Genomic DNA, 13,426 nt, shown 5'->3' with positions numbered 1-13,426 from the left:
TTTTGTTTGCCCGTCTTCTTTTTGTCCAACTAAATTAGATGCGGTATACTGAAGAGGTAATTAGTTTAGAGAGTGAGGCGATTCATTTGCGTTATTTAGCGTTACTTGGCAGTCATGAGCGTCACGGCATCACTGCTGGTTACATGGATGCTGTGACCGCGGCCCTTCCCAATTCAGCAAACGTGGAGACGGTTTTTCTACGCGACTACGATATTTATCCTGATACCAAAGAGAAGACCTGTCCGGCATTGGACGAAATTGAAGCAAAAATGGCCGCCAGTGATTTTTGGATTATCTGTGCCCCGACTTATTGGGGTGGCATGCCTGGCGTCATGAAACAATTCTTTGATTGTATGCGGTTTCGTCTGGTCCGAATGAACTCTGTGGCGGACACCCTACCTGGCAAATACAAAGATAAACACTACTTGAGCATGACGAGCTGCTTCATCAGCTCCACTGAAAATTTGGCGACTGGCATTACCGACCAAACCTTTGTAACCATCGACCGAGTGCTGACCGGCGCCGGTCTAATCAAAGTCGGTGAATTCGTGGGAACTGGTACCTGGGGAACGAAGGCACCACGACCCGAAAAGCTCGCTGAGTGCACGCGTTGGGGCAAAAAGATTGCCAACCGGCCACGAAAGGATGATAACACTTTGAAACGATATATCTTATTATTCATCATGATTGCCGTCATGGCTCTGATTACGATGGGGCTCCAGGCATGGTGGTTTGGCGTCTTTGCTGCTGGAAAATTCTGGCTGACCTACGCCACATTTGTCGTTATCTTCTACGTTTTACTCGCCAGCATTTTACATTTCTTCACTTTTGTCAGACATCGTCGTCGGTAATTCAGTCATTTTACATACCAGGGTTTGGAACAAACGTTCCAGGCTCTTTTTTGCGCCCTAAACGTATATAGCTAACTGTCTGCTGGCCCCTGCTTCACCCGTTCTCTTTGAGATAAGCAGCCTCTAAACTCTCGGTCTGGGTCTCCGCCATAAACGCGGCTGGTGTTCCTGCAAACGCAATGCACTGGCCAGCTAGGACCAATACCCGAGCAGTCCCCTCTGGCAAAGTACGCAACTGATGGGTCGTCATAATGACCGTTCGTCCGGACGAAGCCAAACAGCTAATCTGTGCCATGACCCGTTTAACCGCCCGGAGGTCCAGACCATTTTCTGGTTCATCGAACAAGTAAAGTTCACGCTGCAACTGGCAAACGCCAGTGAACAAGACTAATCGTCGTTGTCCACCAGAAAGATCCCGGAAACGGGTATGCGCTATTGGCTGTAACTCTACCGGCAGGTCCGCCTCTGCGAGAGTTGCCGAAGGGACATCTAGCACTCGCATCATTTGTAAGGCTTCCAGCACGGTGACATTTCCTGTAAAGGGTGCCCCTTGCATCTCATAGCCAATGTGGTCCATAGTGGGAAAACCCACCAGATGTGACCGATCACCAACGCTCACTCCGGCAATTAAATCGAGTAGGGTCGTCTTGCCCACACCGTTGGCACCTAATAAAATATTAACCTTACCCGGCACGAATTCCGCGGTAAGCCGATTAAAGAGTTGTCGCCCATCTGGCAACACCAGTGAGTAATCCTGAATTTGCATAACCCATCCCCCCTTAGTATCGACTAGTCAGTGACTGTAATCGCATGTGACGGACCGGATAGTAGCCCACCATAAGATAGAAGAGGCCCACTACCACTAACAACGTGCCGTTAAAACTAGTCGTTGCGTGTGCCAGATTGAGAAATGCCGCGTAAAACAACACAACGTAAGAACACGGATTAAGACTGGTTAATAAAATGTTCAGGGCCCATTCATTCGGGAGGCTGACGTTGATCAACAACATGCCCACCATAATATAACCCATCACAATCAGCGAAATAGCATTCCCCTTAATGGGCATCAACAAGAAAAAGTTGGTGAACCCAGCAATGATTGGAACTAACAAAAAGTTTAACAGTAGAGCGGCCGCCATGTCTGGTAGATACTGAACTGCTGTCGGATCAAGGGCAATGACCACGACGTCGAAGCATACCATTTCAACCTGAATAAATAACGTTTGAATTGCCAAGTTACTATAAAAAATCAGTCGCCGATCACCAGCAATCACCGTAAACATTTTCAGAAAATTGGTCTCTCGCAAGTTGATCAAGCCAAATTCAAAGCCGTTTAACACACCCACCAAAACGATGTAGGCCCAGTAACCGGTAAGCTGTATTAACGCGTTACCAGTCCCCAACGGATGACCATTTGTGTTCAACGCCGCCACCACAAAATAAATCGTAGGTGCAATGAGTGTAAAGAATAGGATGGACTTGTCTGCCCAGGTCATCTGCCACTCAAACTTACTTAACGTCCGCAGTTTTCGCCACATACGCGACCCCTCCCCCTTAATAAGTCTCATTATGATCACTGCCAGGCGAATTGCACGACTAAAACCTTCATTAGTTTAGCCACCAACGCTATTAGCGTGCAAATAAGTAGCCGAGTGTGATTTGGCGATCTCTCGGCTCACAGAGTATTCTGTTGCTAACTAATGTGTTATCAGTTAGTCATCATGAATACGCGTAACATCTTTTACTGTGATTTGGCTAAACAACAATCACCACGTCTGAATCCTCTGGCCTCTGACGTGCAACCAATTTATAGACACTGGGTAGTAACAATGCCTGCTAATACGGGAGGGAAGCAAATAATTTATTTTCAGCCTTCTGTTACCCAATTTTAAAACTATCAAAATATGGGACATGAGCCACAGTATCTTGCCTTTTGCACCCGTAAAACTGGCGCCAAAAAGGGTCCAAGACTTTTGTCTCGGACCCTTAAAATATATTTAAACTAAACTTTTCAGCAACAAAGGCTTGTGCTTAATTAGCCACAATGTTAACCAATTTACCTGGAATCACAATGACCTTGCGAATCGTCTTGCCATCGGTATGGGTCTTGACCACATCGTCAGCCAGAGCAGCCGTCTCGATATCATCCTTAGCTGCATCCTTTGCAACCTTGAGGTGCGCCCGGACCTTACCGTTCACTTGAACGACCATTTCGACCACGTCTTCAACCAATTGCTTTTCGTCATAAGTTGGCCACTTAGCGTAGGCAATCGTCTCATCATGGCCCATCAATGACCAGAGTTCTTCGGCGATATGTGGCACGATTGGTGAAATCAACTTGACGAAGCCTTCCATGTAGATCAATGGCAGACTGTCTGCCTTGTAAGCTTCATTAACGAAGACCATCAATTGCGAAATGGCCACGTTGAAACGCATGGCTTCAAGGTCTTCGCTCACCGTCTTAACCGTCTGGTTGTAGATCTTGTCCAACGCACCATCGTTGATCATCGTCACCCGATCACGCAAGTGGTTGTTGTCATCGATCAACAGACGCCAAACCCGATCAAGCCAGCGACGGGAACCGTTGATACCCTCGGTACTCCAAGGCTTTGAGGCTTCGATTGGGCCCATGAACATTTCGTAAAGACGCAGCGTATCGGCTCCATCCTTTTCGACAATTTCATCGGGATTGATAACGTTCCCCTTAGACTTGGACATCTTTTCGTGGTTGGTCCCCAGGATCATCCCCTGGTTAACCAACTTCTGGAAAGGTTCCTTGGTTGGTACTACCCCGAGATCGTACAGGAACTTGTGCCAGAAGCGAGCGTACAGCAAATGGAGAACGGCATGTTCAGCCCCACCAATGTAAAGGTCGACTGGCATCCAATACTTGAGTTTGTCTGGATCGGCAATGGCTTCGTTGTTTTTAGGATCAACGTAACGTAAGAAGTACCATGAACTCCCCGCCCATTGTGGCATGGTGTTCGTTTCACGTTTCCCTTTACGCCCATTCTCATCCACGACATTAACCCAGTCATCCAAGTTTGCCAGTGGACTCTCACCGGTTCCAGAAGGTTCCAGTTGCTTGGCAGCTGGTAACTTGAGTGGTAACTCGTCTTCCGGAACCAGCGTGGTTTCGCCATCTTCCCAATGGATAACGGGAATTGGTTCACCCCAGTAGCGTTGGCGGGAGAAAATCCAATCGCGTAACCGGAAGTTGACCTGTTTGTGACCAGCGTGGTTCTCCTCCAACCAATCAATGGCCTTAGAAACGGCCGTCTGCTTATCCAACCCATCCAAGAAGCCGGAGTTGACGTGCGCACCATCACCGGTGTAAGCGGCCGCTTGCACGTCGGTATCATCATTACCAGCAATCACTTGAACGATTGGTAAGTTGAATTTCGTAGCAAAATCGTGGTCCCGGTCATCATGAGCCGGCACGGCCATGATAGCCCCAGTTCCGTATGATGCCAACACGTAGTCCCCAATCCAGATTGGTACCTTGGCACCGCTCAATGGGTTAACGCCATAGGCACCGGTGAAGACCCCGGTCTTATCCTTGTTCAAGTCAGTCCGTTCCAGGTCTGACTTACTTTCAATGGCTTCTTTATAAGCCTTAACAGCTTCAGCCTGTTCCGGTGTCGTGATCTGATCAACCAGGGCATGTTCTGGTGCTAAGACCATGTAAGTAGCCCCAAATAGCGTATCAGGACGAGTCGTGTAGACCTCAACCTTGGTATCTTCTTGCCCAGCAACTGGGAAGAAGACACTGGCCCCTTCGGAACGACCAATCCAGTTCCGTTGCATTTCCTTGATACTCTCTGGCCAATCCAGATCATCCAAGTCATCCAACAACCGGTCAGCGTACGCCGTGATTTTTAAAACCCATTGACGCATTGGCACGCGGTAGACGGGGTAACCGCCCCGTTCCGTCTTGCCGTCAACGACTTCTTCGTTGGCCACAACGGTCCCACCCATAAAGTCAGGCGCCCAGTTGACCATGATTTTGTCTTCATAGGCTAAACCCTTCTTATACATTTGTTCGAAGATCCATTGCGTCCACTTGTAGTATGATTCGTCAGTGGTGTTAACTTCTCGACTCCAGTCGTAAGAAAAACCTAATGACCGAATTTGGCGTTTAAAGTTTTTGATGTTGTGAGCAGTGAAGTCTTTAGGATTGTGTCCCGTCTTCAAAGCATACTGTTCAGCGGGCAGACCAAAAGCATCCCAGCCCATTGGGTGCAGGACGTTGAACCCTTGCATCCGCTTTAAACGAGCCATGATATCGGTTGCCGTGTACCCTTCTGGATGACCCACGTGCAACCCTTGGCCTGAAGGGTAAGGGAACATGTCTAAGACGTAGTATTTCGGTTTATTCTGATTGTCAGCAGTCTTGAAAGTTTCATTGACGCGCCAGTAGTGTTGCCATTTGCGTTCGATAATTTGGTGTTTGTATGCCAAAAGTCTTCGCTCCCTTTATAAGTTACGTTGTGCCACAAAAAAAGCCCCCAGAAGCCCAAAATGGGCCTCTGCAGGGCGTTTTAGCGCGGTACCACCTACATTTCCCCAACCATCCGTTGGGGCTCATTCCGGCTGATAACGTCGCCAAACGCCCACCTTGCGGCAGAGAAAAACTCGGAGACAAGTTCGTCTGGCACGGTAACGGATTCACATCACCCATCCGCTTGCTGGATACCCCGCCTGACTACTACTTCTCGTCAACGTTTTGCATAATCAAATTGTTTTCATCTTAGCAAAAGCCTCCATGAAAAGCAAGGGGAACACGGGTAAAACCCATTTACGAACGGGGGTGTGCTATACTAAATTCATTAAAAAGCTTAAGGAGGTCCACCATTGACGACCATTTCTAAATTACGCTGGCGTTGCACCTGGGGCGCTGGCATTCTCTTTTTACTGGACCTTTTTGGCGTGGCCATGCAGCAAAACTGGATTAAGGTCATTGATCAGACAATTATTCACCTAGTTCGTCACCCATTGCCTCAATCATTGACCAAACTGATTATTGCCATTACCAATTCGGGCAATCCTCGTCCAGTGACCTGGGTCACCTTACTCTTGGTTGCTGTCCTGGCAATCTTGCGGCGCTACCGAGGGGCCCTATTCTTGACGGTCAACGTGCTGATTTGGGCAGGCATTGGCAATAGTTTGATTAAACACATGGTCCAGCGGCCTCGGCCCACCGTCGATCGACTGGTTGCTGCCAGCTCATATAGTTTTCCCAGCGGACATTCAATTACGGCGATGCTCCTGTGGGGTTCAGTTATTGTGTTACTGGGTTGGTCGCTCCAGCGGCATCGTAATTGGCGCTGGGGAGTCACCTTGCTATTGAGTTGCTGGATTGTTGTTATTGGCCTATCACGAATCTACGTCGGCGTACATTACCCAACGGACGTGATTGCGGGTTGGTCATTGGGCTTTGTCCTGCTGACTTTGAGCCAATGGTTCCTAACGCGCTATGGAGATGGATTATAAATGAATTTACCAAATGCTTTAACGTATAGTCACACGTTGCTGACCGAATGCGTGGGATCCGGTGCCACCGTAGTTGACGCTACAGTGGGTCAGGGCCACGACACCATTTTTCTGGCAAATCTAGTCGGACCAACCGGTCACGTCATTGGTTTTGATATTCAACAAGCTGCTCTGGATGCCACGCAACAGCAGTTGACGTTGACAGGACTGGGACAACAGGTCGACCTGCATACAACCGGCCACGAAAATGTGGCAACGTACCTGGCCCCCGAAGCCCAGGTCAGCGCTGCTATTTTTAACCTAGGATATTTACCGGGTGGCGATAAGTCCGTCATCACAAAACCCAATACCACTTTAACGGCAATCAAAGCTTTGCTGCCACATCTTCCCCGCGGTGGTCGCATTATCTTAGTCGTTTACTACGGTCATCCTGGCGGGCAAACGGAACGGGCCGCGGTGGTCGATTTTTGTGAGCAGCTACCACAAAAGACTTACCAGGTTCTGCAGTACGGATTTATTAACCAAATTCACCAGCCGCCCTTTTTATTGGCAATCGAACGCCGGTAACCTAATTTTAGATAGAGGATAACCAAACATGAAAAAGATTCTATTGCTATTACTTGCGGTAACCCCGATTGGGATTATCACTGCCCTACCTGCACCAGCACAAGCGGCCACCTGGCATTCAACTGCCATCCCGCACAAGCTCCGCGGCCACTGGGTTGCCCGTGACAACCACGGTCAGGGCGTTCACATTTACAAACATAAGATTCATTACACTGGCGAGAAAGCCGTCAAGGTTAAATGGCGATACGCCGGGAACCGCAAATATCATTTTAAATACGCCCATTCACAAGGATTTACAATCAACCTGCATTATTATGGCCGGCATAAGATAACTATGAACTCCTATTGGCACAACTACTACCGTTAATAAATCGAACCACAAAAAAATGCTGAAGCAAAATTTGCTTCAGCATTTTTTAATTACTAATCACTTAAAAAATGAAACCGAGTCAGTTCTAACGCACTGTTTTCCATGATTAATTGACCATGTTCAGCTAGGACGTCAGGCGCTACCTTGGTTTTATTCCCATATTCGTACGCAACGGCGAGTTCATCCTTGATGGATTCGCGGGAGGATTCATTCACAAAGAAGACCAGTTCTAAGTAAAAGTCATCGTTGTACCGGTATAAATTGGAGGCTGCGTTTTCTAAACGCAACACCCGGGCAAGGTTAATCATGTCTTCAAACGAGTGGAGTTTAACCACCCGTTTAGTGGTCGGTTGACCACTGTCACTTAAATAATCTTCAATATCGTTTGAGTCGCTAGTAGCTGATTTAAACGTGGAGAAGAGATCCTTTTGGCCATCTTTTTCCAATAAATGCTCCTTAATTTGATCCGATACTTGATCGGGGTGATCACTATCGACGCTGGCATCGGCATCTGCCTCTTCCGCAGCGTCTTCGTCCGCATTCTTACTGATAAACAATTCTAGACCATTACGGTTAGGCAGCACCTGGAAGGTAACTGCCTCATTATCTTGAAATTGATGATCGACGTCGACTTCTTCCAAAATACTATAGAAAAAGCCCTCAATTTGCTTGTGGTTACCCAACAAGTCTAAGACGGTGATACCGCGTTCGCTCAGGTCATCGTTACCGATAACCACCCGAATCGTATTCTCATTGATTCGTTCCATCTCCATGAATAACACCCCTTTCTCGTGGGTTTTGGGTATTGTCCTTGATACTCATTCTAGTCATTTAAACTTACTTGTAAAGTCATCATACCAAAAAAACCGGACTGCAAGTAATATTTTCTCACAAATCCGATTAGATGCAACTAATTAAGCTTACAGATGAGGTTTCCATAAGTTTTTTATTGAATTCCCCAATATTTGCCATTTATCTGGACCCATTAACCAGCCGCTGTGCCCGTTCCAATTCTAATGCGCGAACCTTACGGGGCAGGAAACGCCGAATCTCTTCTTCATTGAAACCAACCTGGAGTCGCTTATCATCTACCATAATCGGTCGACGCAAGATTCCTGGATTCTTTTGAATGAGATCATATAATTCTCGTAAAGGTAAGTCGTCTAGATCCACAGTTAATTCTTGATAAGCCTTAGACCGAGTTGAAACAATTTCTTCGGTTCCATCTTCAGTCAACCGTAAAATCGACTTAATTTGATCAATTGTCAAGGGTTCGGAGAAGATGTTTTGTTCACGATACGCGATACCGTGTTCTTCAAACCAAAGACGTGCCTTGCGGCAAGAGGTACAACTGGGTGATGTGTAAAGTGTGACTGTCATAATCTTTTCCTCCCTCTCGAGCTCTTTGTATAAATCATTTAATAGCTCTATTATACAGAGTTTTCTGAGAATTGGAAGGGCTTTTTAGAAATAAATTAATAAACAATATCACCCAATATGACTATTTCTACCCATCATCATTACATAATCATCATTTATTGTTAATCAGACGGTTTCGGCCAATTTACTTTTAACGAATGGGAACGATTAGATTTCGTATGTTTTTCCTGGCTGAACGACTGCGACTGGAATCTTTGTTCCCGCCGCTGCCTGGGCTTCCACCTGCAATTGATGTAAGCTACCGGTCTGTGGCAAATGTGTCAATAGCAAATGCTTAACCGCCGCATCACATGCTAACCGGCCCGCTTGTGTCGATGTAAGGTGCCAAGCCGTCCCCTGATGATCAGCGTAGAAATTGGTATCGGCAAGCAACACATCCACATTCTGAGCCCATGGGATCAGCCCCTCAAAGGCAGCCGTATCCGCCGTAAAGGCCATAGTTGCGCCCGTTTGGACCTCAGTAATTCGTGGTGCATAAGCTGGAACTGGGTGATGCGTCTCTAGAAAATCAATCTTGAATGGTCCTAAGTTCAACGTCTGCCTAGGATCATAAGCTTCGCCAACTGTAGCACCGGGCCAAGTCAGCGCGCCAAAGTTCAATGGGTCGGCTGTATGCCCATAGATTGGTAGGACCGGTTCAGCCTTTGTTCCTGCCGCCAATTGCCAAAGATACTGGAGCACGCCAACATCGGCCGTATGATCGTGGTGATAGTGAGTCAGTAAGACAGAGTTCAGCTGGAGCGGATTTAGAACTTTTTCCAGTGCTAGTAGGGCCCCACTACCACAGTCTAAGAGTAGATGGTAATCACCACTGGTTAAGAGATAACTACTCGTTCCTACCCCATTGTGGGGGTAACCACCGTAACAGCCTAAAATTGTGAGTTGCATAATGTCATCCTTTCTGGTTCTTCTAATTGTCACTAGTGTAGCGCGTCGGCTTCGGAGTGTAAACGTTTCGCTTTTCGTTGGAAGTCTCTTATACTATAGTTAACAAAGTTGTTAGGAGGGATGGGTATGCTTCATGAATTATCGTTTTCGTTTGGAAGTCCTGCTGTACTGAAAAAAATTGTCGCTGAGAATCCGGATCGTCAGTTTAAATTACTCGCCAATTCGGGTGGTAACGCAGAAGAATCCTTACAGCTATTAGACGTTTCTGGTCAGCCAAGTCAGTTTACTACCGAACTTGACTATAATGTCCAACTGCACGCGGGTGTATCAACTTGGGACGGCTTTTATAGCTATAATTACTTCACGTTCGATGCAGATGCCGCCAAAGTATTTGATGCCAAAGCAAACTTACTAGCAATCAACGACCTACCAATGGGACTACGTGCCATGTACGTTTTAACCAAGAAAAAGAATCCCGGAGACTACGTCCTGTTAACTCTTTGGGAAAGCAGTCAAGCCTTCTCACTTTGGCGAAATTCTGATGCATTTAAACCCTTCAATCTTTATGCAACTAGCGCAAATCACCACCATTCAGCCACTTACCAGCCTACCCGTTTTCCTAAAGAAGACGAAGAATAGTTTGCTATCATTTGTGAATATAATCATTTGGCAGCCGGCCAGACTCGGTTGCCTTTTTTATCGGATTTCTACCCAAATTTTTGATTTCAGCAAAGTTCGCGGTACAATGGGGCTATTCTGTTTAGAAAGATGGCGACAATTTGACCAGTCAGTTTTCCAACGCAGCGACAGACAAAATCTCACCGAATCTGCCCCTCACTGCTGAACAAGCGCGGCTTGTAAAACACATCATATCCTTTACCGAGCAGGAGATTGTTAACCCAGGACCGGCTATCTTCACCATTTACGGGGACGCCGGTACCGGTAAGAGCGTCGTTTTATCTCACCTCTTTGCTCAAATTCAGACCGCCGCCCGGACAGACGCAACGACACCATTGGCTGGCACTGAAAACTACTTCCTCGTTAATCATCCAGAAATTCTCAAGGTCTACAAGGAAATTGCGGGTCCTCAGCCACACTTGTTTAAGAAAGATTTTCAACGGCCAACATCTTTAATCAATCAAATTGCTCAGGGTAAGAAACAGGCCGACGTTCTGGTCATTGACGAAGCACACCTTCTATTATCACAAGCCGACCACTACAATAACTTTTACGGATCGAATCAATTGGTCTCCCTGTTGCAATCAGCCAAAGTGATTATCCTCGTCTTCGATGAGGCCCAGGTATTACGGATGAAAAGCTTTTGGACAGAGTCCCGGTTAGAGAAATTACTGGTACCTTATCGACACGAGACCTATCGTCTGACTCACCAATTCCGAATGCAAGCCAGTGATGAACTAGTTGCATGGATTAATGCGTTCAGTCATGGTCAGTTGCAACCACTCCCACACAGCGTTGGTCCAGCGTATGACCTCAGGGTCTTCACTGATGCAGAGAAAATGCGCCAAGCTATCGTCGCTCGTAACACAGCAGTTGGCCTATCACGCGTCGTTTCAACATCAGGATATCCATCAACCCTAGACGGCGGTAAACATTATATCCAAGAAGGACCCTTTCGAATGCCTTGGGATCAGTATAATTATACAAAGACTCCCTGGGCGGAACTCCCACAGACTATTGATGAGGTTGGGTCGATCTACACTTGTCAGGGGTTTGATCTCAACTATGTCGGTCTAATTTTAGGACCACCAATAAGTCTAAATGAACACAATCACCTTCAGGTTAACCTAGACCGTTATACAGATGTCGAAGCCTTTAAGCACCGAGCTGATTTGACTGACCCCGAAGAATTAATTACGATAAAAAAGCAATTAATCCTTAATTCAATCAATGTTCTAATGAAGCGTGGCGTTCACGGTCTCTACCTTTTTGCACATGATAAACGCTTAAGTCATTATCTAGCGCAATTGGAACATTAGTCCAAACGGCGTCACAACCAATTCTCCTACAAGAATGGTTGTGACGCCGTTTTTATTTTTTATTCCTAGTATGCCATCTGTCAGTCAACGCTTGAATTGTTCATCAAATACCAACCAAAGATACAAAAAAAGCCTTCCTCACAGGAAGACTTTCACTGACGGTCCGTACGAGACTCGAACTCGTGATCTCCTCCGTGACAGGGAGGCGTCCTAACCAACTAGACCAACGAACCAATTGCGGGAGCAGGGTTTGAACCTGCGACCTTCGGGTTATGAGCCCGACGAGCTACCAGACTGCTCCATCCCGCGATAATATTAAATTAAGCTATGACAATGACCCGTACGGGATTCGAACCCATGTTACCGCCGTGAAAGGGCGGTGTCTTAAACCACTTGACCAACGGGTCATAACTAAACGGAGAAGGAGAGATTCGAACTCTCGCGCCGCTTCCGCGACCTATACCCTTAGCAGGGGCACCTCTTCAGCCACTTGAGTACTTCTCCATAATGGGCCTAAATGGACTCGAACCATCGACCTCACGCTTATCAGGCGTGCGCTCTAAACCAGCTGAGCTATAGGCCCAAATAAAGCGGGTAACGAGAATCGAACTCGCGACAACAGCTTGGAAGGCTGTGGTTTTACCACTAAACTATACCCGCATCATTTGAGTAAATTTAATGGCGCGGGACGGAATCGAACCGCCGACACATGGAGCTTCAATCCATTGCTCTACCGACTGAGCTACCGAGCCATACCATCATGTAATATGTTTGTTGTGTATTAAATTGTTAATAACATAACAACGGTCCGTACGAGACTCGAACTCGTGATCTCCTCCGTGACAGGGAGGCGTCCTAACCAACTAGACCAACGAACCAATTGCGGGAGCAGGGTTTGAACCTGCGACCTTCGGGTTATGAGCCCGACGAGCTACCAGACTGCTCCATCCCGCGATAATATAAAGGAGGATGAGAGATTCGAACTCTCGCGTGATTTTACTCACCTGACGGTTTTCAAGACCGTTCCCTTCAGCCAGACTTGGGTAATCCTCCATAATAAAACAAATACAAGTGCCCTTCTGGTAATGGACCTTGTAGGACTCGAACCTACGACCGAACGGTTATGAGCCGTTTGCTCTAACCAACTGAGCTAAAGGTCCAGTCCAAGTCCAAATCGCGGCGGGGGGGATCGAACCCTCGACCTCTCGGGTATGAACCGAACGCTCTAGCCAGCTGAGCTACACCGCGAAGTGTTAAATAAAGTTATTTATTTAATCGGGAAGACAGGATTCGAACCTGCGACCCCCTGGTCCCAAACCAGGTGCTCTACCAAGCTGAGCTACTTCCCGTTAAAATGCACCCAGTAGGAGTCGAACCTACAACCTTCTGATTCGTAGTCAGACACTCTATCCAATTGCGCTATGGGTGCAAAATATGAAATTAATTGCTTAACACCTCTCGGTGCTAAGCGGAAGACGGGATTCGAACCCGCGACCCCCACCATGGCAAGGTGATGTTCTACCACTGAACTACTTCCGCAAAATGCCGACTAGAAGATTCGAACTTCCGACCCCCTGTTTACAAGACAGGTGCTCTGCCAACTGAGCTAAGTCGGCATAGCCAGTATTGACGTTCTTTATCTAAATGTCACTCACCTAAACGGTGAATGAGCCGTGACAGGCTCGAACTGTCGACCCTCTGATTAAAAGTCAGATGCTCTACCAACTGAGCTAACGGCTCATATGGAGGATACAGGGCTCGAACCTGTGACCCTCTGCTTGTAAGGCAGACGCTCTCCCAACTGAGCTAATCCTCCAAAA

12 protein-coding genes and 18 tRNA genes are annotated in these 13,426 nt (G+C 47.1%); 6 read left to right on the top strand and 24 right to left on the bottom strand.

Annotated elements, in window-relative coordinates; translation table 11 throughout:
• Nucleotides 1–86: 86 nt before the first annotated feature.
• Nucleotides 87–851 carry a flavodoxin family protein gene (locus tag EKM87_RS07030; protein WP_125683388.1) on the top strand — a complete coding sequence of 255 codons (765 nt, stop codon included), beginning with the start codon at nucleotides 87–89 and terminating at the stop codon, nucleotides 849–851.
• A 94-nt stretch (nucleotides 852–945) separates the two neighbouring features.
• On the opposite strand, the gene EKM87_RS07025 is transcribed toward EKM87_RS07030, so the two are convergent.
• The 3 genes from EKM87_RS07025 to leuS all read right to left on the bottom strand — a co-directional run bounded on the left by EKM87_RS07025 (nucleotide 946) and on the right by leuS (nucleotide 5,312).
• A complete protein-coding gene (locus EKM87_RS07025; protein WP_125683237.1) occupies nucleotides 946–1,617 on the bottom strand; it encodes an AAA family ATPase in 672 nt (223 codons plus the stop codon).
• A gap of 13 nt (nucleotides 1,618–1,630) precedes the next feature.
• The gene (locus EKM87_RS07020) at nucleotides 1,631–2,389 is read right to left on the bottom strand and encodes a hypothetical protein (RefSeq protein WP_125683235.1); all 759 of its coding nucleotides are present in this window, start codon (nucleotides 2,387–2,389) and stop codon (nucleotides 1,631–1,633) included.
• 493 nt (nucleotides 2,390–2,882) lie between these two features.
• On the bottom strand, nucleotides 2,883–5,312 hold the full coding sequence (gene leuS / locus EKM87_RS07015; RefSeq protein ID WP_125683233.1) for a leucine--tRNA ligase: 2,430 nt from the start codon (nucleotides 5,310–5,312) through the stop codon (nucleotides 2,883–2,885).
• A gap of 393 nt (nucleotides 5,313–5,705) precedes the next feature.
• Between leuS and EKM87_RS07010 the strand changes: the two genes are divergently transcribed.
• From EKM87_RS07010 to EKM87_RS07000, 3 genes are read left to right on the top strand one after another with little or no spacing between them, the layout of a single operon-like run.
• The gene (locus EKM87_RS07010) at nucleotides 5,706–6,344 is read left to right on the top strand and encodes a phosphatase PAP2 family protein (RefSeq protein ID WP_125683231.1); all 639 of its coding nucleotides are present in this window, start codon (nucleotides 5,706–5,708) and stop codon (nucleotides 6,342–6,344) included.
• Nucleotides 6,345–6,911: a class I SAM-dependent methyltransferase gene (locus EKM87_RS07005; RefSeq protein WP_125683229.1), complete on the top strand. Its 567-nt coding sequence runs from the start codon at nucleotides 6,345–6,347 to the stop codon at nucleotides 6,909–6,911.
• A gap of 28 nt (nucleotides 6,912–6,939) precedes the next feature.
• Complete coding sequence (locus EKM87_RS07000) at nucleotides 6,940–7,278, top strand: hypothetical protein (protein ID WP_125683227.1); 339 nt, start codon at nucleotides 6,940–6,942, stop codon at nucleotides 7,276–7,278.
• Nucleotides 7,279–7,334: 56 nt separating this feature from the next.
• Here EKM87_RS07000 and EKM87_RS06995 read toward each other — a convergent pair whose 3' ends face one another.
• From EKM87_RS06995 to EKM87_RS06985, 3 genes are all read right to left on the bottom strand, one after another.
• Entirely contained in the window at nucleotides 7,335–8,054 is a 720-nt protein-coding gene (locus EKM87_RS06995; protein WP_125683225.1) for an adaptor protein MecA, read from the bottom strand.
• Nucleotides 8,055–8,253: 199 nt separating this feature from the next.
• A complete protein-coding gene (gene spxA / locus EKM87_RS06990) occupies nucleotides 8,254–8,661 on the bottom strand; it encodes a transcriptional regulator SpxA (protein ID WP_125683223.1) in 408 nt (135 codons plus the stop codon).
• A 207-nt stretch (nucleotides 8,662–8,868) separates the two neighbouring features.
• Nucleotides 8,869–9,609, bottom strand: a complete 741-nt coding sequence (locus tag EKM87_RS06985) for an MBL fold metallo-hydrolase (protein WP_125683221.1) — start codon at nucleotides 9,607–9,609, stop codon at nucleotides 8,869–8,871.
• A gap of 126 nt (nucleotides 9,610–9,735) precedes the next feature.
• Between EKM87_RS06985 and EKM87_RS06980 the strand changes: the two genes are divergently transcribed.
• Both EKM87_RS06980 and EKM87_RS06975 read left to right on the top strand, forming a co-directional pair.
• Nucleotides 9,736–10,248, top strand: coding sequence for an antibiotic biosynthesis monooxygenase family protein (locus EKM87_RS06980; RefSeq protein WP_125683219.1), 513 nt, complete (start codon nucleotides 9,736–9,738; stop codon nucleotides 10,246–10,248).
• A gap of 140 nt (nucleotides 10,249–10,388) precedes the next feature.
• The gene (locus EKM87_RS06975; RefSeq protein WP_125683216.1) at nucleotides 10,389–11,606 is read left to right on the top strand and encodes a DUF2075 domain-containing protein; all 1,218 of its coding nucleotides are present in this window, start codon (nucleotides 10,389–10,391) and stop codon (nucleotides 11,604–11,606) included.
• Nucleotides 11,607–11,765: 159 nt separating this feature from the next.
• Here EKM87_RS06975 and EKM87_RS06970 read toward each other — a convergent pair.
• From EKM87_RS06970 to EKM87_RS06885, 18 genes are all read right to left on the bottom strand, one after another.
• Nucleotides 11,766–11,839: transfer RNA gene (locus EKM87_RS06970), tRNA-Asp, on the bottom strand.
• 2 nt (nucleotides 11,840–11,841) lie between these two features.
• Nucleotides 11,842–11,915: transfer RNA gene (locus EKM87_RS06965), tRNA-Met, on the bottom strand.
• A 25-nt stretch (nucleotides 11,916–11,940) separates the two neighbouring features.
• Nucleotides 11,941–12,013, bottom strand: a tRNA-Glu gene (locus EKM87_RS06960).
• A 9-nt stretch (nucleotides 12,014–12,022) separates the two neighbouring features.
• Nucleotides 12,023–12,110: transfer RNA gene (locus EKM87_RS06955), tRNA-Ser, on the bottom strand.
• A 4-nt stretch (nucleotides 12,111–12,114) separates the two neighbouring features.
• A tRNA-Ile gene (locus tag EKM87_RS06950) sits at nucleotides 12,115–12,189 on the bottom strand.
• Nucleotides 12,190–12,195: 6 nt separating this feature from the next.
• Nucleotides 12,196–12,266: transfer RNA gene (locus EKM87_RS06945), tRNA-Gly, on the bottom strand.
• Nucleotides 12,267–12,285: 19 nt separating this feature from the next.
• A tRNA-Phe gene (locus tag EKM87_RS06940) sits at nucleotides 12,286–12,358 on the bottom strand.
• Nucleotides 12,359–12,410: 52 nt separating this feature from the next.
• A tRNA-Asp gene (locus EKM87_RS06935) sits at nucleotides 12,411–12,484 on the bottom strand.
• 2 nt (nucleotides 12,485–12,486) lie between these two features.
• Nucleotides 12,487–12,560, bottom strand: a tRNA-Met gene (locus EKM87_RS06930).
• A gap of 9 nt (nucleotides 12,561–12,569) precedes the next feature.
• Nucleotides 12,570–12,659: transfer RNA gene (locus EKM87_RS06925), tRNA-Ser, on the bottom strand.
• Between the two features lie 33 nt (nucleotides 12,660–12,692).
• Nucleotides 12,693–12,766: transfer RNA gene (locus EKM87_RS06920), tRNA-Ile, on the bottom strand.
• A 14-nt stretch (nucleotides 12,767–12,780) separates the two neighbouring features.
• Nucleotides 12,781–12,854 (bottom strand) — tRNA-Met (locus tag EKM87_RS06915).
• 27 nt (nucleotides 12,855–12,881) lie between these two features.
• Nucleotides 12,882–12,955: transfer RNA gene (locus EKM87_RS06910), tRNA-Pro, on the bottom strand.
• A 6-nt stretch (nucleotides 12,956–12,961) separates the two neighbouring features.
• Nucleotides 12,962–13,035 (bottom strand) — tRNA-Arg (locus EKM87_RS06905).
• Nucleotides 13,036–13,073: 38 nt separating this feature from the next.
• A tRNA-Gly gene (locus tag EKM87_RS06900) sits at nucleotides 13,074–13,145 on the bottom strand.
• 4 nt (nucleotides 13,146–13,149) lie between these two features.
• Nucleotides 13,150–13,222 (bottom strand) — tRNA-Thr (locus tag EKM87_RS06895).
• A 51-nt stretch (nucleotides 13,223–13,273) separates the two neighbouring features.
• A tRNA-Lys gene (locus tag EKM87_RS06890) sits at nucleotides 13,274–13,346 on the bottom strand.
• A 3-nt stretch (nucleotides 13,347–13,349) separates the two neighbouring features.
• A tRNA-Val gene (locus EKM87_RS06885) sits at nucleotides 13,350–13,422 on the bottom strand.
• Between the last annotated feature and the right edge of the window lie 4 nt (nucleotides 13,423–13,426).

The sequence above is a fragment of the Levilactobacillus yonginensis genome (genome assembly GCF_003946265.1).
Taxonomy (GTDB): domain Bacteria; phylum Bacillota; class Bacilli; order Lactobacillales; family Lactobacillaceae; genus Levilactobacillus; species Levilactobacillus yonginensis.
Note: the sequence above shows the minus strand (reverse complement) of the source record. Positions and strands in the feature narration are given on the sequence as shown.